The following is a 20,103-nucleotide window of genomic DNA, read 5'->3' as shown; positions in this document are numbered from 1 at the left end:
CTGCTCCTCGTACTCCGCTCCCCGTTTAGAAACCGCTTCGCTCGGAAGCCGCGCTCCTCGCGCTTCCCGTCGCTCCCCGCTCGTGTATTCGTCGCCCCTCGCTCGCGCTCGGCGCGACGCTACTCTCTCGGGCCCCCGGCCTCCGGGTCCGCCTCGCCGGTGAGGTCGCGGCGGAGCGCGATGTCGAACCACGGGCAGAAACGCAGTTGCCGGTAGTGGCGCGGGTTCTCCCAGAGGTCCTCGTAGTCCGCCCAGAGGACCCCGCCGACCTCCGCCTCGTCCGGGTCGAGCGTCGTGTCGTGGAGCGTCGCCTTGAGGACCGCACAGACCTCCCACTCGACGCCCTCGTCGAGGTAGTGGCGCTTGTACTCGAAGCGGTCAGTCACTTCGAGGTCGTCGTACTGGTCGGGCGTCACGCCGAGTTCGTCTTCGAGGCGCGCCTCGGTCGCCTCGACCTGCGATTGGCCCTCGACGGGGTGGGAGGCGACCGTGCCGTCCCAGTGCGTGTCCCAGAGGCGCTTGCGCGCGGCGCGCTGGGCGAGGAGGACGCGTCCGTCCTCGTCGAAGAGGAGGCAGGTGAACGCCCGGTGACGGACGCCGTCGCCCGTGTGCGCGTCGAGGCGGTTGACGAGTCCCTGCGGTTCGTCGGCGTTGTTCACGGCGACGACGTCCTGTCGTGCGTTCTCGACCTCCTCCGCGGTCCGGACGTAGTCGTCCGCGCTCGCGTCTGCGTCGCTCATAGCGTGGAGACGACGAGGCGCTACAAATGGTTTCGGACTTCCGAGTCGCCGAGTCGGGGCGCTATCGGCCCTCGGCGTTGCCCAACCCCGGAATCGCCACGCGACCCTCGACGTACCCCATCAGCGAGGAGGCCGTGACGACGAGGCCGAGGTAGAGCACGCCGGCGAGCACGAACAGCTCCGTGTACCGGTAGGTCTCCGAGGCGAACGCCTGCGCCCGGTAGAGCAGCTCGGGGACGGTGATGAACGCCGCGAGCGAGGAGTACTTGATGAGGTAGACGAGCTCGTTCGTCCACCCGGGAATCGCGTAACGCAGCGCCTGCGGGAGGACGACGTACCGGACGCTCCCGAGCTTCGAGAGGCCGACGGCGCGCCCCGCCTCCAGCTGGCCGGGGTCGACGCTGTCGATTGCGCCGCGGATGTACTCGCCCTGGTAGGCCGCGGAGTTGAGCGTGAAGCCGACGACCGCCACCCAGACGGCCTGTGCGGGGACGATACCCTCCCCGACGAACGGGAGGTTTCGGAAGAACGCGGGGAGCCACGGGAGGCCGTAGTAGAGGACGAACAGCTGGGCGAGCAGCGGCGTCCCGCGGAAGAGCTCGACGAAGCCGAGCGCGGCCCACCCCGTGTAGTGGCCGTAGGAGCGCGCGGCGGCGAGCGCGACCGCGAGCGGGAACCCGAGCGTGATAGAGACGACGGTCAGGACGACCGTCAGCCACATCGCGTTCATCAGGTTCGGGAGGTAGTGGACGGCGAACGCGAGGCCGTTCGCGACCCCCGCCAGCACCGGAATCGCGTCGCCGAGCCCGGCGACCGTCGCCGGCGGGACGAACGCCTGCCCGCGCGGGACGAACACGCCGCCGAGCCAGTCGTTCCCCCAGCGGAGGAGGACCCACCCCCAGAGGACCGCCCCGGCGACGTACTTCAGCGTCCCGGCGCGCGACCGTCGCGGGCCGGCCGTCCGGGCGTCCGGTGCGACGCCGCCGCCGGCATCGGCGTCGGCGTCGCCGTCGGCCTCCCCCGCGCTCATCGCGTCTCCCCGTGGAGGCGCGTGAGCCGTTCGAGGAACTGTGCGGTGCGCTCGTGTTCGGGGTTCTCGAAGAGCCGCTCGGGCGGGCCGTGCTCGACGATCCGCCCCTGGTCGAGGAACATGATGTCGGTCGCGGCCGCGCGGGCGAACCCCATCTCGTGGGTGACGACGAGCATCGTCATCCCGCCCTCGGCGAGGTCCTCCATCACCTCCACGACCTCACCGATGAGCTCGGGGTCGAGCGCGCTCGTCGGCTCGTCGAACAGCATCAGCTTCGGGTCCATCGCCAGCGCGCGAGCGATGCCGACGCGCTGTTTCTGCCCGCCGGAGAGCTCCGCCGGGTAGGAGTCCGCCTGGGCCGCGAGTCCGACCCGGTCGAGCTCGTCGAGCGCGCGCTCCGCGGCCTCTTCTTCGGTCTTTCCGAGCACCCGGCGCGGCCCGAGCATGATGTTCTCCTTCGCCGTGAGGTGCGCGAAGAGGTTGAAGTCCTGGAACACCATCCCGACCTGCCGGCGCAGGTCGTCGACGTCCATCTCGGTGACGGGCGTGCCGTCGAGGGTTATCTCGCCGCCCTGGAACTCCGTGAGCCGATTGACGCAGCGCAGGAGGGTCGATTTCCCCGAGCCGGAGGGGCCGACGAGCACCTGGACGTCCTGGCGGTCCATCTCGAAGGAGATGCCCTTCAGCACCTCCTCGTCGCCGTAGCGCTTGTGGAGGTCGTCGACGCGGACGAGCGGGTCGTCGCTCATCGGCCCTTCCCCCCGGGGATGGCGACGGCGTCGTTCAGCGCTTCGAGCGAGCGGTTCGTGACGAACGTCAGCGCGAAGTAGATCGCGCTGATGAAGACGATGAGCTCGAAGGTGGCCGTCGTGTGCCCGATGCTCTGGTAGAGGTCGGCGCTCTTCGTGAACAGTTCGGCGAGACCGATGGCGAACGCGATGGAGGTGTCTTTGAGCACGATGGTCACTTCGTTCTGGAAGCCCGGGACGCTCCGGCGCAGCGCCTGCGGGAGGACGACGTGGCGGACCGCCTGGGTCTTCGAGAGGCCGACGGCGCGCGCGGCCTCCATCTGCCCGCCGTCGACGCTCTCGATGGCGCCGCGGAATATCTGCGTCTGGTACGCGCCGCTACGGAACCCGAGGGCGGCCGTCGCCGCGAGGAACGCCGGCGAGATGCCGAACGCGAAGTACGCGAGCATGATGATGACGACAATGGGCGTCCCGCGCAGGACGACGCCGACGTTCCGCACGAGCGCGCTGCTGTAGCGCCCGCCGTACACCTCGACGACCGCCGCGGGGAGGCCCGCGACGAAGCCAACGAGGAGGCTGGCGACGGTCAGCCCGACTGTCACCCACAGCCCGCCGAGGAGGTAGTCGACGTTCCCGAAGACGTACCGCCAGTCGGCGGAGAGCGCACCGAGAGCCAACACCGGGTCGGCCATCGGTCTACTCGTCCGAGCCGCCGAACCACTCGTTGCGGAGCTCCTCGTACTGCCCGGAGTCCCGCACGGCGGCCAGCCCCTCGTTCAGCGCCGACTGGAGGTCGTCGTCGCCCTCGCGGACGCCGAAGCCGTAGCGCTCGCCGGTCTCGTAGGTGAACGCGATGGACACCGGACGCTGGTCCGCGAACGTCTGGGCGACCGGGAGGTCGAGGATTATCGCGTCGATGTTGCCGTTCTCGAGGTCCTGCACCGCGAAGACGTAGCTGTCGTAGGAGTTGTAGCTCGATTCCTTCAGCGTCCCCTCCTCGACGAGGTTCTTCGAGACCGTCTCGCCCGTCGTCCCGGACTGCGACCCGACCTTGTGCCCGGAGAGGTCGGCGAGCTCCGCGGGCGAGAAGTCGCCGCTCTCGCGGACGAGGATGGCCTGGTCGGCGTTGTAGTAGGGGTCGGTGAAGTCGATGGTCTCGTCGCGGTCGTCGTTGATGGACATCCCCGCGGCGACGACGTCGATCTTGTCCGAGGTGAGCGCCGGGATGAGCGAGTCGAAGGAGTACTCCTGCCACGAGCCGAGCTCGTAGCCGTCCGCCTCCGCGACGACCGCCGCGAGGAGGTCGATGTCGAACCCGACGAGCTCGCCGCTCTCCTTCATCTCGAACGGCGGGAAGCCGGGCGCCGTCCCGGGCGTGATGGTCGTCACGTCCCCGCCCGACTCGCCGCCACTCCCGGAGTCGCCGTCGCCGTCGCCGTTGTCGCCCGAACCGCCGCCGGTACAGCCCGCGAGCGCGAGCGCCGCCGCGGCGCTCCCCGTCGCTTTCAGGTACGTCCGTCGGTCGCTGGTGTCCATGACACCCCCACTTTCGGCGCGGCGGTTAACACGCTTTCCCCATGGACCGACGCCGTCCGCACGGTCCACCGCCAAATCGGTCGGAAACGGCCGGCCAAGCGACACGAACACCGCACTCGCCGCCCGACGTCGCGGCCCGTCCCGCCCCCGGTCTTCGACGTGTGTCGTCCTCGGCCTTTTATAATCGTTGAAAGCACTGGGTGGCGTATGGGACTGGACGAAGACGCGCTGGAGTACCACGAGCGCGAACCCCCGGGGAAACTGGAGATCGCGACGACGAAGCCGACGAACACGCAGCGGGACCTCTCGCTCGCGTACTCGCCGGGGGTCGCCGCACCCTGCCGGAAGATAGACGCCGACGAGACCGACGCCTACCGCTACACGGCGAAGGGGAACCTGGTGGGTGTGGTGTCGAACGGGTCGGCGGTGCTGGGCCTCGGCGACATCGGCGCGCAGGCTTCGAAGCCCGTGATGGAGGGGAAGGGCGTGCTCTTCAAGCGCTTCGCGGACATCGACGTCTTCGACGTCGAGCTCGACCAGCACGACGTCGACGCGTTCGTCGAGTCGGTCGCCGCGATGGAGCCGACCTTCGGCGGCGTCAATCTGGAGGACATCAAGGCCCCCGAGTGCTTCGAGATCGAGACGCGCCTCCGCGAGCGCATGGACGTTCCGGTCTTCCACGACGACCAGCACGGGACCGCCATCATCAGCGGTGCCGGCCTCCTCAACGCCCTCGACATCGTCCAGAAGGACGTCGCCGACGTCGACATCACGATTTCGGGGGCGGGTGCCTCCGCCATCGCGTGCGCGAAGTTCTACGTCTCGCTCGGCGCGACGCGCGAGAACATCACGATGTGCGACTCGACGGGCATCATCACCGAGTCGCGCGCCGACGCCGGCGACGTCAACGAACACAAGGCCGAGTTCGCCCGCGACGTCCCCGACGGCGACCTCGCGGACGCGATGGAGGGCGCGGACGTCTTCATCGGCCTCTCCGCCCCCGACATCGTCTCGCCCGAGATGGTCCGCTCGATGGCCGACAACCCGGTCATCTTCGCGATGGCGAACCCGGACCCCGAAATCGAGTACGAGGACGCGAAGAACGCCCGCGACGACACCGTCATCATGGGGACGGGGCGCTCCGACCACCCGAACCAGGTGAACAACGTGCTCGGGTTCCCGTTCATCTTCCGCGGCGCGCTCGACGTTCGCGCCACCGAGATCAACGAGGACATGAAGGTGGCCTGCGCCGAGGCGCTGGCGGAACTCGCCCGCGAGGACGTGCCCGACCAGGTGGTGAAGGCCTACGGCGACCAGCCCCTGCAGTTCGGCCCCGAGTACATCATCCCGAAACCCGTCGACCCGCGGGTGCTCTTCGAGGTCGCGCCCGCCGTCGCCGACGCCGCCATGGCGTCCGGCGTCGCCCGGACGGACCTCGACCTCGCGGCGTACCGCGAACGCTTAGAAGCCCGCCTCGGGAAGAGCCGCGAGATGATGCGCGTCGTCCTCAACAAGGCAAAGAGCGACCCGAAACGCGTCGCCCTCGGCGAGGGCGACGACGAGAAGATGATCCGCGCTGCCTCCCAGATGGTCGAGGAGGGCGTCGCCCACCCCGTCCTCATCGGCGACCGCGACACCATCGACGCGACGATTACCGACCTCGGTCTCGACTTCGACCCCGAGGTCGTCGACCCCGAAGCCGCCGATTACGAGGCGTACGCCGAGCGTCTCCACGAACTCCGCAAGCGCGACGGCCTCACGCGCAGCGAGGCGACCGAGCTCGTCGAGCGCGACCCGAACTACCTCGGGAGCGTGATGGTCGAGCAGGGCGACGCCGACGCCCTCCTCACCGGCCTCACCCACCACTATCCCTCGGCGCTCCGTCCCCCACTCCAGGTCATCGGCACCGCGCCCGACGCCGAGCACGTCGCCGGCGTCTACATGCTGACGTTCAAGAACCGCGTCATCTTCTGCGCGGACACCACGGTCAACACCGCGCCCGACGCGGACGTCCTCGCGGAAATCGCGGAGCACGTCGCCGCGCTCGCCCGGCGCTTCAACGTCGACCCCCGCGTGGCGATGCTCTCCTACTCGGACTTCGGCAGCGTCGAGACTGCGGGCACGGAGAAGGTCGCTGAGGCCGCCGCGGCGCTCCGCGACGACCCGAGCGTGGACTTCCAGGTGGACGGCGAGATGCAGGCCGACACCGCCGTCGTCGCGGACATCCTCGAGGACACCTACGACTTCGCGGAACTCGACGGCCCGGCGAACTGCCTCGTCTTCCCGAACCTTGAGGCCGGCAACATCGGCTACAAGCTCCTCCAGCGCCTCGGTGGCGCCGACGCCATCGGCCCGATGCTCACCGGGATGGACGAACCCGTCCACGTCATCCAGCGCGGTGACGAGGTCAAGGACATCGTCAACCTCGCGGGCGTGGCGGTGGTGGACGCGCAGGAGGAAGACGAGTAAGCGAGGGCGGTTTTCCCACCAGGTTTGCCGCCGAGCGGCGCGAGGCGGGAAAGGTGGGTGCGACATCGTCAACCTCGCGGGCGTGGCGGTGGTGGACGCGCAGGAGGAGGACGAGTAAGCGAGGGCGGTTTTCCCACCAGGTTTGCCGCCGAGCGGCGCGAGGCGGGAAAGGTGGGTGCGACATCGTCAACCTCGCGGGCGTGGCGGTGGTGGACGCGCAGGAGGAGGGCGAGTAAGCGGTCGCGGTTTTCCCACCGGGTTTGCCGCCGAGCGACGCTCGAACGTGTTGCTTACGGGTCGCTATCGCTCCCCGGTCGCGTGTCCGGCGGCCCCTCGCGTCGCTCGGGGGCCGCCTAATCCCCCGCGTGGCGGTTCGCCCGACTCGGCGGCGGAATCTGTGGCTCCTCGGACCCGACGCCGGGCAGGAGACAGCGCGGCGGTTCGTCGTTGACGTGCGCGTACTCCTCGGGCGCGTTGGCGAGGACGTGCGCGGGGTTCTCGCCGCTTCGCAGGTCGGCGGCGCGCAGTTCGCCGAAGCCGGCGACGCGCGCGCGGATGCCGCGCCAGTGGTTCGCCGCGCCCGCCGGCACCGCGGCGTCGCGCACGGGGCGGTAGTCGGCACCGCGGCCCGCGAGGACCGCGAGGTTCACGTCGCCCGCGAGGGCGCTGTGGTCGACGAGGACGCCGACGTTCGCGTCCGCGGGCGCGCGGTGCGCGAGCACGTCCAGCCCGAGGTGGAGCGCGCGGTACTCCGCGACGTTGTTGTCCGGGGCCGGGTCGGGGACGGCGAGGCGCGCGACGCGCTCCCCGCTCCCCGTCTCGATGATGACGCCGAGACCCCCGCCGTCGGGGGCGAACGACCCGTCCGTCGCCACGTAATACTCCCGGTGGTGCGTCCGGGGGTGGTGAGCGATGTGCGGGGTCGGTGCGTCGTCGAACAGCTCACGTAGCCGTCGCCGGCCCACGGTGGCCATATTGGTGGCTACCTCCCGCGGGGCCTTAAGCGGTGCGCCGCCCCCGCAACTACTACCACCCCTGGCCGCCGACGTGTCCCGTATGGCGCTCACCGCCCGCGACCTGATGACGACGGACGTCGAGACCGTCGCCCCCGACGACGAGATCAGCGAGGTACTGACGAAGCTCTCACGGCGCGACTTCACGGGCTTCCCCGTGGTCGAGGGCACCGACCTCGTCGGCGTCGTCACCGAGCACGACCTCGTCGACATCTTCCAGCCGAGCGAGCGCACCCTCTACGTGCCCTTCGGCCTCCCGCCCTTTTTGGAGAGCCTGACGTACGCCCTCGACCTCTCGTGGGACGAACTCGACGTCGAACTCGACCTCGTGAAGAACGCCGGCCGGCCGATCCGCGAGGTGATGTCGACCGACGTGCGCACCGTGAGCCCGGATGCGTCCCTCGACGACGTCCTCGCCGTCCTCGTCGACGAGGACGAGGACGTGAACCGCATCCCCGTGGTCGAGAACGGCGCACTCGTCGGCATCATCGCCCGCCAGGACGTCCTCGGGGCCATCTATCGCGAGCGAACGGCGGGTGCGGCCGACGCCGACGCCGAAGTCTGAACCCGACGCCGAATCCGGGCCCAAACCCGACGCCGGACACCGACTCGTATCCGGCGCCGGCCCGCGCCGCTCGGCTCGCATCGAAACGTTGAGTGGAGCGCGGCGTCTCGCGTCGCCGTGTCCCGATACCGCGACGCCCTCCTGTTCTGCGTCCTCGCCGTCGCGTGGGGGTCGGCCTTCGTCGCCATCAAGGCTGGTCTCGCCCACGTCGCACCGGTCTTCTTCGCGGCGCTCCGCTTCGACGTCGCCGCCGTCCTGATGTTCGCGTACGCCGTCGTCACGACCGACCGGTGGCGGCCGCGGACGCGCCGCGAGTGGCTGGCCGTCGCCGTCGGCGGCGTCCTCCTCATCGCCGCCTACCACGCGTTCCTCTTCGTCGGCGAGGCCCGCCCGGGCGTGACCGCCGCCGCGGCCGCCGTCGTCGTCAGCCTCAGCCCCGTCCTCACGACCGGCTTCAGCCGCCTCGTCCTCACGGAGGACCGCCTCTCGCCGCTCGGCGTCCTCGGGCTCTGCTGTGGGTTCGTCGGCGTCACGATACTCGTCGTCCCATCGGCGGCCGTGCTCGGCGGCGACCTCTCCGCCGTCCTCGACTCGAACGCCGTCGGCACGCTCCTCGTCCTCTGTGCGACCGCGGCGTTCGCGCTCGGGAGCGTCCTCACGGAGCGCCTCGACACCGGCCTCCCGCCGGCGACGATGGAGGCGTGGGCGATGCTCCTCGGCGCGCTCTCGCTCAACGCCGCGAGCCTCGCGCTCGGCGAACCACAGACGATTCCGCTCACCGCCGAGGCGCTCGGCTCGCTCGCCTACCTCTCCGTCGTGGCGAGCGCTTTCGGCTTCCTCCTCTACTTCGACCTCCACGAGCGCCTCGGCTCCGTCGAAGTGAACCTCGTCTCGTACGTCGCGCCGATTACCGCGGCGCTCGTCGGCTGGTGGCTCCTCGGCGAAGCCCTCGACGTCACGACCGCGCTCGGGTTCCTCGTCGTCTTCGCGGGCTTCTGCCTCCTGAAGCGCCACGCGCTACGCGCGGAACTCACGCGCATCGGTAGCGTCGGCGACGGCTGACGAGCGGACTGACGGCGTGGAGAACGGAACGGAACGGAGTGGAACGGAACGGAGTGGAACGGAACGGAGCGGACGACCGGCGTCGAGCGAAACTGGACGGACCGACGTGGCGGGCCGGTCACTCCGCGTGGTACTCGCGGCCGACGACGAGCGCGACGACGTGGAGGGCGACCAGCAGCGCGAACGCGTAGCGCGTTCCGGTCGTCTGCAGGCCGCTGACGACGAGCGGGACGTAGAGGAACGGGAGGGCGATGGCGCTCCAGAAACCGAGCGCCTCGACCGGTCTGCGGAGGAGGGCGACCCCCTCCGCGTGCTCGCCGAGTCGACGCAGCGGGGTGTCGTGGAATGGTTGGTTCGACATGGTCGGGCTGACCTCACTCGACGTGTGGGCCCCCGGCTCCATATAGGGGCGCGATGGTTCCGCTCGTTTCACGCCGCCGCGGGCCGTGAACTCGCCTCCCCAGTCGTTTCACGAGCCGTCGAGCGGCGCTTAAACCGTTTATCGCCTTCTCTGAGCCCGACGCTCGGCGACACGATGTCGTCCGTCACCGCGGCGTCGGCGGGGCCGGTACTGGTTTCACGGGGCCGCGAGAACCACGGACCATGAGTGACGGTCTGACCGTCCCGCCGAACTGGACGCGCGACGACCCCGACTGGGAGGAGGACGTCGGGCGGAAGTACGACCCGCGCACCGTCGTCGAGTACGAACACCTCGACCACCCGATGCGCGTCGTCCTCTCACCCTCACGCGTCCCGGTCGACGTCGCCGACGACGAGCGCGGCTACCGGGTCGACGTTCGGTACGGAAAAGTCGAGACGTCCATCGAGACGTTCGAGCTCGCCGCCGTCCCGTCCCTCTCCGAGGCACACGGCGTCGCCGCGGACTTCATGCGCCTCTACACGGAGTTCGGCGCGGGCGGCGACCGCGTCGGGCGCGTCGTCGAGGACATCGCGCGGACGAAGGCGGACGCGTGGGAGGCCGAGCACGACGCGCTCGTCGGCGACGTCCGAGAGACCGTCCTACCCTGACGCTCGGTCAGGTCGAACGACGACCACCCTCGTTCCCGTCCGAGTCGGTGTCTCGCTCGACGGACGGAGCCGACGCTCGGGGGTCTGTGGTTCCCTCGTAGAATGCCCGGGGAGGGGTTCGAACCCTCGGCCTCCGCATGTCCCAGGTTCGAGGCTCGGCGGGCCTCGGGGGACACGCACAGCCACCGAATGGCTGCCGCACCGAATCTCGGAACCCTATGAGTGCGGCGCTATGACCAGACTAAGCCACCCGGGCTCACCCGACCATAGTCGGAGGTCGCGTATTAAAGTTCTCTTTCGGTAGTGCCACCTGCACGCACGCCCCACGGCGGCGAATCGACGGCGTCGATTTTATGCTCGGTCGTGCGCACGACGGCGTATGGACGTACCCGCCGCCGTCGCGTCGGCGCTCGGTGACGAGTCGGTCGCCGCGCGCGTACCCCTCCGCGGTGACGACGCCCTGTTCGTCACGCCGACCCGGACGATTATCTACCACGCCGACGGCCTGCTCAGCAGCGAGTCCGTCGAGGAATTCGGCCACGACGCCGAGCGCGTCGCCGTCGAGGACGGCCGACGGAAGGCGACGCTCACCCTCGACTACGGCCTCGACGGCGAGCGCTCCGTCGTCGTCCCCGCGGGCCGCGTCGACGACGTCCTCCACCCCGTCCTCGCGGGCGTGCTGAACGCCGCGGGCGTCACCGACCCCGGCGAGTCCGTCTCCCGCACCTACCACTTCAACGAGCTCACGCTCGTCGTCACCGACCGCCGCCTCGTCCGCCACGTCGGCGCGGCCGTCTGGGACGCCGACTACGACGAGATCGCCTACGCGGACGTCACGGGGTTCGACACCGAGGAGGGGAGCGTGGCGAGCCAGCTCGTCCTCGAAACGACGGGGCGCACCCAGCGCATCAAGGTACCGAACGAGCAGTTCCGCGACGTCCGCGAAACCGTCGAGGACGCGCTCTACGAGGTGCACGGCGTCTCCTCACGCGCCGCGTTCCACGAGGCGATGCGTGAGGAGGAAGACGCGGGCGACTCCGAGGCCGACGACACCGAGGCCGACGACGACGGGGACGCCGCGGTCGCGTTCGCGGATTCGGGAATCGACGTCATCGGCGAGGGGCGCAGCACGCGCCCCGACGCGGCCGCGGGCGGGAACCGCCACGCGCCCGACCGGAGCGCGCGTGCGACCGGGGACGCGAACGCGAACGCGAGCGCGGATGCGACCGAGTCAGTCGGTGCTGCCGCGGCGGACGACACGGGGACGGCTGATGACGCGGGAGCAGTTGACGACGCGCACGCGGTCACGGAGGCGAGCACCGCCGACACGCACGCGGTGGACGATACGGGGACGACGAACCACCTGAACGACCCGAATCCGACCACCCCCCGATCCCGCGACGGCGCGAACGCGGCCGGGAGCGGGGAGCCGACCCCCGAGGCGGGCGCGCCCGCGGCTCCCGACCGCGACGAGACACCCGAGGTCGACGCATCCGACGTCGACGCGCTCGTCGCCGAACTCGAAGCCGCCCGGGACGCCCTCGCGGACCAACGCGACCGCGTCGAGGCCCAACGCGACACCCTCGAACGCCAGCGCCGCGCGCTCGACGCCCAACTCGACGCGCTCGACGAGCAACGCGAGCGCATCGCGGACGCCCTCGACGCTATTCCCGACCGGTGACCTTCCGGATACAGGACGAACCGAAGGGCCCGATTTCGCCCGTGTCGAGTCTGATGAAGTACCCCTCGGAGAGCCCCGTGCCGCAGCGTCGACACGAGAACTCCCCCTCCTTCGTCACGACGTCCGCCCCGAAGCGGACGTAGCCCCCGCCCTGCGGGCGGACGGTCGCGCCGTCGCGCTCGATCAGCCCACGCTCCTCCGCCGCCTCGATTATCTCGCGGACGATACGCGGGTGCGTCGACACCGTCTCCACGCGGTCCATCAACGCCGCCATCGAGAGTTCGTCGTCCTCCAGGCGCTCGACCAGCGCGACGCCGAGCTCGACCGGGTCGGGGTCCGCGGGCACTTCGTCCCTCGCACGCGGCTCGCCCTCGGTCGGCGCTCGCTCGTCCCGCTCGTCCGACGCGCCGTGCCGGGTGTCACCCCCGCGCGATTCGTCCCGCGTGTTCCCATCGCTCCCGCCATCCGCGTCGTCCGCGCGGAACCGCGGGTCGCTCAGCGTGGCGTCGCGGCCCGGCGGTTCACGCCCGTCGCCGCCGCTCTCCCCGTTCGCGTGCCCCTCGCGCTCCGGGTCCTCTCGCGTCACTACGCGTTCCTGTGGTCGGCCGGCCACATAGCGCCTGCGGACGGGAGAAGAAGACCTATTCCCACCGCTCGCGTAGCCGCGGAGCGTGTCTCCGAGCCAGCGCGCGCGCGTCCTCGCCGCCGTCGCCGTCGCGCTCGTCGCCGCCGCGGCCCTCCTCGTCTCGCCGGCGGCGGCGCTCGCCCGCGTCCACGCGCTCCTCACGAGCCCGTGGTTCCCGCTCGTCCTCGTCGCCCTCTACGCGATTCGGCCCCTCTTCGCGTGGCCGATAACCGTCCTCTCCGCGCTCTGTGGCTACCGCTACGGTCTCGCCGTCGGCCTCCCGCTCGCGCTCTGTGGCGCGGTCGCCACGAGCCTCCTCCCCTACTACGCTGGCCGCCGACTCCCGGCCGACGCCGACGGCCTCCTCGGGCGACTCACCGCCGGGAGCACGGCGTACTTCGAGCGCACGGGCGGCGTCCGGGGCGTCGCGGCCGCCCGCCTCGTCCCCACGCCCGCCGAAGCCGTCTCCGGTGCGGCGGGTGCGGGTGGCGTCCCCGTTCGCGCGTTCGCGCTCGGTACGCTCCTCGGCGAACTCCCGTGGACCGTCGCCGCCGTCGCCCTCGGTGCCGGTCTCGACCGGTTCGTCGTCTCGGCCGTCGACGTCGACCCCCGCCTCGTCGTCGTCATCGCGGCCGTCGGCGTGCTCGTCGTCGTCGGGCCGGCGTACGCGTGGTGGCGCGAGCGCTAACTACCAGAAGGTGTCCGCGCAGTCATAGACGACGCCGTGGCTCGGGCAGACGTACTTGCAGTGGCGCTTGTACAGCGGCCGCTCGCACATCGGGCATGGCCGTCCGCCACCCCCGCGACCGCCGTTCGCCCCGTCGGCGTCGCTCATACCCGATTCTCGCGGGTCGCGGCCAAGAGCGTTACGCGTGCGTCGCGTGACGGGGAAGGAAAGAACGGGAGAGAGACGGGGCGCAGAGCGGGAGAGAAGTGGAGAACGCGAAGAGTGGAGAGACGACGACGCACCGCGCGTCAGCGTCGCGTCAGGTTACGAGCACTCGGACCAGCCACACGACTGGCAGGTCTTGCAGCCCTCGGAGTAGTAGAGGTCCATCGCGCCGCAATCCGGACACTCGGGGCTCTCGCCGGCCGCGAGCAGGTCCGCGGTCGCGTCGTCGGCATCGGCGGACTGACTCTCCGCGGGTTCGGCGACGTCGACGTTCGGGGAGGCGGCGTCGCCGACGTCGATGTCCACGTCGGCGCTCGCGTTCGCGTTCGCGCTCGTCGCGCCCGAGCCGTCCGTCTCGACGCCCTCGGTGTCCTCCTCCGCGAGCTCCGTGAGGTTCTGCTGTTTGGGCACCTGTTTGTCGATCTCGCCGTCGAGGTAGCGGCGCATCGCGGTGCCGATGGCGTCCGGGATGGAGTTTATCTGCTCGCCCTTGTCCCAGGCGACCTTCGGCGAACGGATGCCCTGGAGTTCGCTCGCGATCTCTTCGGGGTCGACGCCGGCGCGCAGCGCCGTCGAGACCGTCTTGGCGAGCGATTCCGTGAACGAGGCCGTGAAGCCGCCCGAGTTGCCGATGTTGGCGAAGAGCTCGAACGGCCGGCCGGCCTCGTCCTCGTTGATGTTCACGTAGAGCTTCCCGTAGCCCGTGTCGATGCGCTGGGTGACGCCGTAGAGGACGTCCGGGCGCGGACGCTTCTGTGCGCCCTCCGGGGCGACGTCGATCTCGACGAGTTCGTCGACGTCGTCGCCGACCGCCGCGCGGACCTCCTCGTTGTCGAGGAAGCCCTCAAGGTCGCCGAATGTGTCGCGGATGCTCTCCAGCATCGCCTCGGCGGCCTCGTCCTCCTCCATGTCGCTGAACTCGGTGTTGTCGGCGCGCGTCGTGAGGACCTGCTTCGAGCGCGTCCCGTCCCGATAGACGGTGACGCCCTTCCCGCCGTGCTCGTAGATGTACTCGTACACCTCGCGCATGTCCTCGACGGACGCGGAGTTCGGGAAGTTACAGGTCTTCGAGATGGCGGAGTCGACGCCGTCCTGACACGCACACTGGACCGCGGCGTGCTGCTTGCCGGAGAGGTCGGCGGTGACGACGAAGAGCTCGCCGATGGCGTCTGGGACGGTGGAGAGCCCGGAGACGCCGTCGAACTCGTTGTTCGCCATCTGCTCCTGGGCTTCCTCCTTGACCGCCTCGACGTCGACGTCGTTGGCCTCCAGCGTCCGGAGGAAGTAGTCGTCGAACTCGACGAGCATCTCGTCGCCCTGCACGTCGTCGGAGACGTTCTTGTAGTAGGCGACGTTGTAGATGGGCTCACAGCCGCCCGTGGTGTTGCCGACCATCGACGTCGTACCGGTCGGCGCGATGGTCGTCGTGTTGTGGTTGCGAATCGCGTACCCCTCCGCGTACGCTTCGGGGTCCTCGCCGGTGTGGTGCTCGAACCACTCCGCGTACTCCGTCGGGTTCGCGTACTTCGAGTTGTCCCACTCGTCGAAGGAGCCGCGCTCCTCCGCGAGCTCGTGGGAGGCGGTCTTCGAGCCGTGGTTGATGTGCTGCATCACCTGGCTCGCCACCTCGTTCGCGGGCTCGTCGCCGTAGCGCATCCCGAGCTGGACGTAGAGCTGCGCGAGGCCCATGATGCCGAGGCCGATCTTGCGCATCTCGGAGACCTTCTCCTCGATCTCCGGGACCGGGAAGTCCGACATCGTGACGACGTTTTCGAGGAAGCGCGTGCCGGTCTCGATGCGGTAGTCGAACTCCTCCTGGTCGAGGGCCTCCTCGAGGAAGCGCGAGATGCCCTCCTCCAGACTGTCGTAGTCGTTGTTCTCGCTCCAGACGCGCCAGTCGGGGGCGTCCTCGGCGACGATGGTGGAGAGGTTGATGTGCCCGAGGTTGCAGGCCTCGTACTCCTCCAGGGGCTGCTCGCCGCAGGGGTTCGTGGCGAGCATCTCGTGTTCGGGGTGTTCCTCGACGTCGAAGGAGTGCTCCGTGTTCGCGCGGTCGAGGTAGACGACGCCGGGTTCGCCGTTCTCGTGGGCGCCCTCGACGATGCGCTCCCAGACGAGCTCCGCCGGGATGGAGAACTCCTCGCCGACGTCGACGTGCTCGCCGAGGTCGTAGCGCGAGTACATCTCCTTCGTCTCCGCGGTGGCGATGTGGGGTTCGCCCGTCCGCGGGTTCGTGAAGGTGAACTCCTCGCCGTTCTGGAGCGCCTCCATGAAGTCGTCGGAGACGCCGACGGAGATGTTGAAGTTCGAGAGGTGGCCCTCGACGGCGTTGCGCAGGTGTTTGGGCACCTTGCCGTCCTCGTCGATGAGGTCGCGGGCCTCCTCTAAGGCCTCGCCGAACGTCGTGTACGTGTAGTCGTCGGGGTCGTTGAGCTTCAGGCAGTGGGCCAGCGAGACGTCCTTGTTCTTCGAGTGGATGAACTCGATGACGTCCGGGTGGCCGATGCGCATGACGCCCATCTGCGCACCGCGGCGCGCGCCGCCCTGCGCGATGGTCTCGCACATCTGGTCGAACGTCTCCATGAACGTCATCGGGCCGGAGGCGATGCCGCCCGTGGAGCCGACGGGGTCGCCGTAGGGGCGCAGCTGCCAGAAGGCGTACCCCATGCCGCCGCCGCTCTGGAAGACTTCCGCCGCTTCCTTCGCGGTCTGGTGGATGTCAGTTAAATCGTCGGCGGGCGAGTCGACGAAACACGCCGAGAGCTGCTGGAGCTCGTCGCCCGCGTTCATCAGCGTCGGGGAGTTCGGCATGAAGGCGAGCCGACTCATCAGCCCCTCGAAGCGCTCCGCGGTGTCCTCGACGTGCGCGCGGACCTCGTCGGGGAGCTCGGGGACGACCGTCTCGTAGGCGAACTTGTTGACGTTCTCCTCCGTGAGGTCGATTTCGACGTCGCCGTCGAGGGAGACGTCGTCGCCGAAGACCTCCGCGACGAGTTCGTCGCGGCGCGGGTGGTCCGGCTTCACCTGGTCGGGCGTGACGGTCACGTCGACGCCCTGCTTCTCGGCCTCGAAGACGGCCTCGGCGAGCGCGATGTTCTTCGCGACGCGCACGAAGAGGTCCTCCTGGTCCTCGACGAGGTCGCCGTCGGCGTTCTGTCGGAGGTAGCGCGCCGGCAGGATGTTGTTGTACGCGTTCTCGGTCATCCGCTCGGCGAGCGTGTCGCCGTCGACGCGCTTGATGGGCAGGGTGACTTCGTCCGCGCCGATGTCGTTCGAACTCATGCGTCGCGCCTCCGTGCTGCTCGTGACGTACAGGTGGGTTTCGGGCTCATAGGTAGTGGGTGGTAAGGGGTCGTTCGAGACGACCAATCGTTACTGGCGGACCGGTCATAGTGTTTCCGTTCACGGCCATCGGTGGTGAGCGACTCACACCCGGACCGGCCTCGCGCGTGCTACGTCCGTATTCGCGGGAGGGGCATAACCCCTCGTAAAGCGGTGTGAAAGTGGCCGACTACGCGCGTCGATTCGGCCGCCCTCCGTGGCTTTTCAGTTTCACGCGTCGCGTCGACGACCCGCGCCGCCGCGCGCCGGCGACCCGAGGGGACGACGGTGCTCACCGGCGGTCGCGGCGCGTGGCCGCCCCCAGACTTTTCGTCTCACCCGCCGACGGACACCGTATGGCACCACTCACACCGACCGCGGCGCTCCCGCTCGTCCTCGGGCTCCCCGGGGGCGACCTCGGCTCGCTCGTCGTCGCGCTGGTCCTCGCGCTCCTCGCCGTCGTCGTCGGGAAATTCGTGCTCAACGTCGCCTCGAAGCTCATCGTGCTCGCCGTCGTCGTCGTCGGCGCGCTCTGGATCGTCTCGACGTTCCTCTAGCGCACCGATTCGAGGAAGTTCGAGACGACGTCGTGGCCGACGCCCGTGAGCACGCTCTCCGGGTGGAACTGCACGCACTTGATGGGGTACTCGCGGTGACGAATCCCCATCGGGAGCGTCTCGCCGTCGTGTTCCGTCGTCGCCGTGACGTCGAAGCAGTCCGGGATGGCCGTGCAGACGAGCGAGTGATAGCGCCCCGCCTGGAACCCCTGTTCGAGGTCCCGGTAGACGCCCGCGCCGTCGTGCTCGACGGGGTAGGCCTTCCCGTGGACGGGCGCGGGCGCGTGTCCGACCGCCCCGCCGTACTCGTACGCCGCGGCCTCCATCCCGAGGCAGACGCCGAGCGTCGGCACGTCGTGGCTCAGGTCCGTGAGGACGTCCGCGGTGACGCCGACGTCCCGTGCGTTCTTCGGGTGGCCCGGGCCCGGCGAGATGACGAGCGCGTCCGGCTCCTCGGCCTCGACGTCGGCGAGCGACGCCGTGTTCTTCAGAACCGCCGTCTCGACGCCGGGGTGTTCGCTCACGTACTCCACGAGGTTGTACGTGAACGAGTCGAAGTTGTCGACGAAGACGACCTTCATCGCCGGACCTCCTCGGGGGTCCGCGTGACCGCGTCGAGGGCGTCGAGTACCCCCCCCATCTTCTTCTCCGTCTCCTCGTACTCGCTCGTCGGGTCGGAGTCCGCGACGACGCCGGCACCCGCGCGCACCCGAACGACGTCCGCGCCGTCCGTGCCCGCGCCGTGCTCGACCGTCGCCGTCCGGATGCAGATGGCGACGTCCGCGTCGCCCGTCCACGAGACGTACCCCACGCCGCCGCCGTAGATGCCTCTGGGTGTTCGTTCGAGCTCGTCGATGAGCTCCATCGCGCGCACCTTCGGCGCGCCCGAGAGCGTCCCCGCGGGGAAGGCCGCGCGAATCGCGTCGAAGGCGTCGAGGTCGTCGCGCAGGCGGCCGGTCACCGTCGACTCGATGTGCTGGACGTGGCTGTACTTGAGGACGCGCATGAACTCCGGGACGCGAACGCTCCCCGCCTCGCTGACGCGCCGGACGTCGTTGCGCGCGAGGTCGACGAGCATCGTGTGCTCGGCGCGCTCCTTCTCGTCCGCGAGCATCTCGCCCGCGAGCCGGCGGTCCTCCACGGGGCTCGTCCCGCGCGGGCAGGTGCCCGCGATGGGGTTGTTCAGCACCTCGTCGCCGTGGACGCTCGTGAGCGTCTCCGGGCTCGCACCCACGACCGTCCGCTCGCCGTGTTTCAGGACGTACATGTACGGCGAGGGATTGATCTCGCGCAGCGCCGCGTAGAGCCCGAGCGGGTCGAGTTCGCCCTCGTGCTCGCGCGTCCGCGAGATCACGCCCTGGTATATCTCGCCGTCGAGCACCGCCGTCTTGGCGCGCTCGACCGCCTCCTCGTACTCCGCCTGCGGCCCCGCGTGCTCCGCGACCGGCTCGAAGCCGCCGGTCTCCGGCTCGTCCGCGTCCGCGAGCGCGCGCTCGACGCGCGCCGCCTCCGCGACGAGGTCGTCGTAGAGCGCCCCGACGTCGTCCGCGGCCGGGTCGACGACCGGCGTGCAGACGAGCGACAGCGTCCCCGTCGCCCGGTCGAAGCGCAGCGCGCGCGTCGTGAGGACGAACTCCGCGTCCGGGACGCGCGTCTCCGGGCGCTCCACGCCGACCTCGTCGAGCCACAGGTCGTAGACGGCGTCGTAGGCGACGAACCCCACGAGGCCGCCATCGAGCAGTTGGCGCTCGCTCTCCGGGAAGCCACGGCGGTCCGCGTCCGGGAGCGCCCCGCGGAGCTGGTCGAGGACGTCGCCGTCGCCCGGCGTCACGCTCGCCGCCGCGCGCGTGTCCGCGAGCCGCTCGACCGTCGCCCCCTCGGGCGTCGCGCTCACGACCGCGTCCGGGTCGTAGCCGACGAACGAGTAGCGCGCGTGCCGGTCCCCCGCCGCGTCGCGCGGCCGAAACGCCCCGCCGGGGTCCGAGGCCGCGGTCTTCTCCGCGGATTCGAGCAGGAAGCCGTAGTCGCCGTCAGCGAGCGCCGCGTACGCGCCCAGCGGCGTGACGTCGACGTCGAGTTCGGCTTCGGCGTAGACGACGCCCGGGCCGTCGCCGGCCGCGCGCTCGACGAACGCCTCGCGCGACACGTCGAACGCCATCAGGCCGACACCTCCGCTTCCTCGTCCACGCCGTCGAGCGCGCCCGTCGCGTTCGCCACGAACGACCGCACGGCGTCGCGGTCCTTCGCGCCGCCCTCGCGCTCCACGCCCGAGGCGACGTCGACCGCGTACGGTTCGACCGTCCGCACCGCCTCCGCGACGTTCGCGGGCGTGAGCCCGCCCGCGAGGACCACGGGGACGTCGAGGTCGGCCGCGAGGTCGCGCGTCGCCGTCCAGTCGTGCGTCCGCCCGGTGCCGCCCGCGCCCGACGCGTCCGTCGAGTCGACGAGCAGCGCGTCCGCGACGTCGGCGTACGCGCGCGCCGACTCCGGCGCCGCCGCGTCCACCGTCTTCACGAGCGTCGCGTCGCAGTCGGCCGCGAGCGCGGCGAGCGCGTCCGCGTCGACGTCCCCGTGGACCTGCACGGCGTCGGTCCCCACGCGCTCGTGGAGCGCCGGGACGTCCTCGGGGGCCGCCATCGTGACGAGCACCGTCGAGACGAACGGCGGGACGTCCGCGACGAGGGTTGCGGCCGTCTCGGGGTCGATTTCGCGGGGCGTGTCCACCGGCACGTCCACGATGAACCCGAGGGCGTCCGCGCCCGCGTCGACCGCCGCCGCGACGTCGTCGGCGTTCGTCAGCCCGCAGACCTTCGCACGGGTGCGTCCGGCCATCG

Annotated in this window: 20 protein-coding genes and 1 tRNA gene; 7 read left to right on the top strand and 14 right to left on the bottom strand. The window is 70.3% G+C overall.

The genetic code is table 11. The features are described 5' to 3' along the window. Positions 1–119 precede the first annotated feature (119 nt). The 5 genes from IEX84_RS01490 to IEX84_RS01470 all read right to left on the bottom strand — a co-directional run bounded on the left by IEX84_RS01490 (position 120) and on the right by IEX84_RS01470 (position 4,055). Entirely contained in the window at positions 120–740 is a 621-nt protein-coding gene (locus tag IEX84_RS01490) for an NUDIX hydrolase (protein WP_188869205.1), read from the bottom strand. Between the two features lie 61 nt (positions 741–801). Then, positions 802–1,770 carry an amino acid ABC transporter permease gene (locus IEX84_RS01485; RefSeq protein ID WP_188869204.1) on the bottom strand — a complete coding sequence of 323 codons (969 nt, stop codon included), beginning with the start codon at positions 1,768–1,770 and terminating at the stop codon, positions 802–804. After that, positions 1,767–2,519 carry an amino acid ABC transporter ATP-binding protein gene (locus IEX84_RS01480; protein ID WP_188869203.1) on the bottom strand — a complete coding sequence of 251 codons (753 nt, stop codon included), beginning with the start codon at positions 2,517–2,519 and terminating at the stop codon, positions 1,767–1,769. Before IEX84_RS01480 ends, IEX84_RS01485 begins: the two co-directional genes overlap by 4 nt. Next, positions 2,516–3,211, bottom strand: a complete 696-nt coding sequence (locus IEX84_RS01475) for an amino acid ABC transporter permease (RefSeq protein WP_188869202.1) — start codon at positions 3,209–3,211, stop codon at positions 2,516–2,518. Before IEX84_RS01475 ends, IEX84_RS01480 begins: the two co-directional genes overlap by 4 nt. A 4-nt stretch (positions 3,212–3,215) precedes the next feature. Further along, positions 3,216–4,055, bottom strand: a complete 840-nt coding sequence (locus IEX84_RS01470) for a basic amino acid ABC transporter substrate-binding protein (protein WP_188869201.1) — start codon at positions 4,053–4,055, stop codon at positions 3,216–3,218. Positions 4,056–4,262: 207 nt separating this feature from the next. Between IEX84_RS01470 and IEX84_RS01465 the strand changes: the two genes are divergently transcribed. Next, positions 4,263–6,524 (top strand): NADP-dependent malic enzyme, encoded by a 2,262-nt coding sequence (locus IEX84_RS01465; protein ID WP_188869200.1) that lies wholly within the window; start codon positions 4,263–4,265, stop codon positions 6,522–6,524. Between the two features lie 353 nt (positions 6,525–6,877). On the opposite strand, the gene IEX84_RS01460 is transcribed toward IEX84_RS01465, so the two are convergent. Continuing rightward, on the bottom strand, positions 6,878–7,498 hold the full coding sequence (locus tag IEX84_RS01460; protein ID WP_188869199.1) for a ribonuclease H: 621 nt from the start codon (positions 7,496–7,498) through the stop codon (positions 6,878–6,880). A gap of 82 nt (positions 7,499–7,580) precedes the next feature. On the opposite strand from IEX84_RS01460, the gene IEX84_RS01455 reads away from it, so the two are divergent. Both IEX84_RS01455 and IEX84_RS01450 read left to right on the top strand, forming a co-directional pair. After that, the gene (locus IEX84_RS01455; protein ID WP_188869198.1) at positions 7,581–8,102 is read left to right on the top strand and encodes a CBS domain-containing protein; all 522 of its coding nucleotides are present in this window, start codon (positions 7,581–7,583) and stop codon (positions 8,100–8,102) included. A 117-nt stretch (positions 8,103–8,219) separates the two neighbouring features. Further along, a complete protein-coding gene (locus tag IEX84_RS01450) occupies positions 8,220–9,164 on the top strand; it encodes a DMT family transporter (protein ID WP_188869197.1) in 945 nt (314 codons plus the stop codon). Between the two features lie 118 nt (positions 9,165–9,282). Here the strand turns inward: IEX84_RS01450 and IEX84_RS01445 are convergent, their stop codons facing one another. After that, a complete protein-coding gene (locus tag IEX84_RS01445) occupies positions 9,283–9,525 on the bottom strand; it encodes a hypothetical protein (protein ID WP_188869196.1) in 243 nt (80 codons plus the stop codon). 242 nt (positions 9,526–9,767) lie between these two features. On the opposite strand from IEX84_RS01445, the gene IEX84_RS01440 reads away from it, so the two are divergent. Next, positions 9,768–10,193: a hypothetical protein gene (locus IEX84_RS01440; RefSeq protein WP_188869195.1), complete on the top strand. Its 426-nt coding sequence runs from the start codon at positions 9,768–9,770 to the stop codon at positions 10,191–10,193. A 103-nt stretch (positions 10,194–10,296) separates the two neighbouring features. Here the strand turns inward: IEX84_RS01440 and IEX84_RS01435 are convergent. Then, positions 10,297–10,449, bottom strand: a tRNA-Met gene (locus IEX84_RS01435). 123 nt (positions 10,450–10,572) lie between these two features. Here IEX84_RS01435 and IEX84_RS01430 point away from each other — a divergent pair. Beyond that, positions 10,573–11,874, top strand: a complete 1,302-nt coding sequence (locus tag IEX84_RS01430; protein ID WP_188869194.1) for a DUF7115 domain-containing protein — start codon at positions 10,573–10,575, stop codon at positions 11,872–11,874. Here IEX84_RS01430 and IEX84_RS14875 read toward each other — a convergent pair. Next, positions 11,858–12,460 carry a DUF5830 family protein gene (locus IEX84_RS14875; protein ID WP_407647579.1) on the bottom strand — a complete coding sequence of 201 codons (603 nt, stop codon included), beginning with the start codon at positions 12,458–12,460 and terminating at the stop codon, positions 11,858–11,860. The two genes, IEX84_RS01430 and IEX84_RS14875, sit on opposite strands and share 17 nt — an antisense overlap. An 85-nt stretch (positions 12,461–12,545) precedes the next feature. Between IEX84_RS14875 and IEX84_RS01420 the strand changes: the two genes are divergently transcribed. Further along, on the top strand, positions 12,546–13,187 hold the full coding sequence (locus IEX84_RS01420) for a TVP38/TMEM64 family protein (RefSeq protein ID WP_188869193.1): 642 nt from the start codon (positions 12,546–12,548) through the stop codon (positions 13,185–13,187). Here the strand turns inward: IEX84_RS01420 and IEX84_RS01415 are convergent, their stop codons facing one another. Both IEX84_RS01415 and IEX84_RS01410 read right to left on the bottom strand, forming a co-directional pair. Next, the gene (locus tag IEX84_RS01415; protein ID WP_188869192.1) at positions 13,188–13,334 is read right to left on the bottom strand and encodes an HVO_2523 family zinc finger protein; all 147 of its coding nucleotides are present in this window, start codon (positions 13,332–13,334) and stop codon (positions 13,188–13,190) included. Between the two features lie 156 nt (positions 13,335–13,490). After that, complete coding sequence (locus IEX84_RS01410; protein ID WP_188869191.1) at positions 13,491–16,673, bottom strand: adenosylcobalamin-dependent ribonucleoside-diphosphate reductase; 3,183 nt, start codon at positions 16,671–16,673, stop codon at positions 13,491–13,493. Between the two features lie 395 nt (positions 16,674–17,068). On the opposite strand from IEX84_RS01410, the gene IEX84_RS01405 reads away from it, so the two are divergent. Continuing rightward, a complete protein-coding gene (locus IEX84_RS01405) occupies positions 17,069–17,269 on the top strand; it encodes a hypothetical protein (protein ID WP_188869190.1) in 201 nt (66 codons plus the stop codon). On the opposite strand, the gene trpG is transcribed toward IEX84_RS01405, so the two are convergent. The 3 genes from trpG to IEX84_RS01390 are packed head-to-tail and all read right to left on the bottom strand — an operon-like array spanning position 17,266 to position 20,101. Further along, the gene (gene trpG / locus IEX84_RS01400; RefSeq protein WP_188869189.1) at positions 17,266–17,850 is read right to left on the bottom strand and encodes an anthranilate synthase component II; all 585 of its coding nucleotides are present in this window, start codon (positions 17,848–17,850) and stop codon (positions 17,266–17,268) included. The genes IEX84_RS01405 and trpG overlap by 4 nt on opposite strands. Further along, positions 17,847–19,427, bottom strand: coding sequence for an anthranilate synthase component I (trpE, locus tag IEX84_RS01395; RefSeq protein WP_188869188.1), 1,581 nt, complete (start codon positions 19,425–19,427; stop codon positions 17,847–17,849). The genes trpG and trpE overlap by 4 nt, the downstream gene beginning before the upstream one ends. After that, complete coding sequence (locus IEX84_RS01390) at positions 19,427–20,101, bottom strand: phosphoribosylanthranilate isomerase (protein ID WP_188869187.1); 675 nt, start codon at positions 20,099–20,101, stop codon at positions 19,427–19,429. The genes trpE and IEX84_RS01390 overlap by 1 nt, the downstream gene beginning before the upstream one ends. Between the last annotated feature and the right edge of the window lie 2 nt (positions 20,102–20,103).

The organism is Halarchaeum rubridurum, from assembly GCF_014647115.1.
GTDB lineage: Archaea > Halobacteriota > Halobacteria > Halobacteriales > Halobacteriaceae > Halarchaeum > Halarchaeum rubridurum.
The sequence above is the reverse complement of the archived record's forward strand: the minus strand, read 5'-3'. Positions and strand labels throughout refer to the sequence as shown.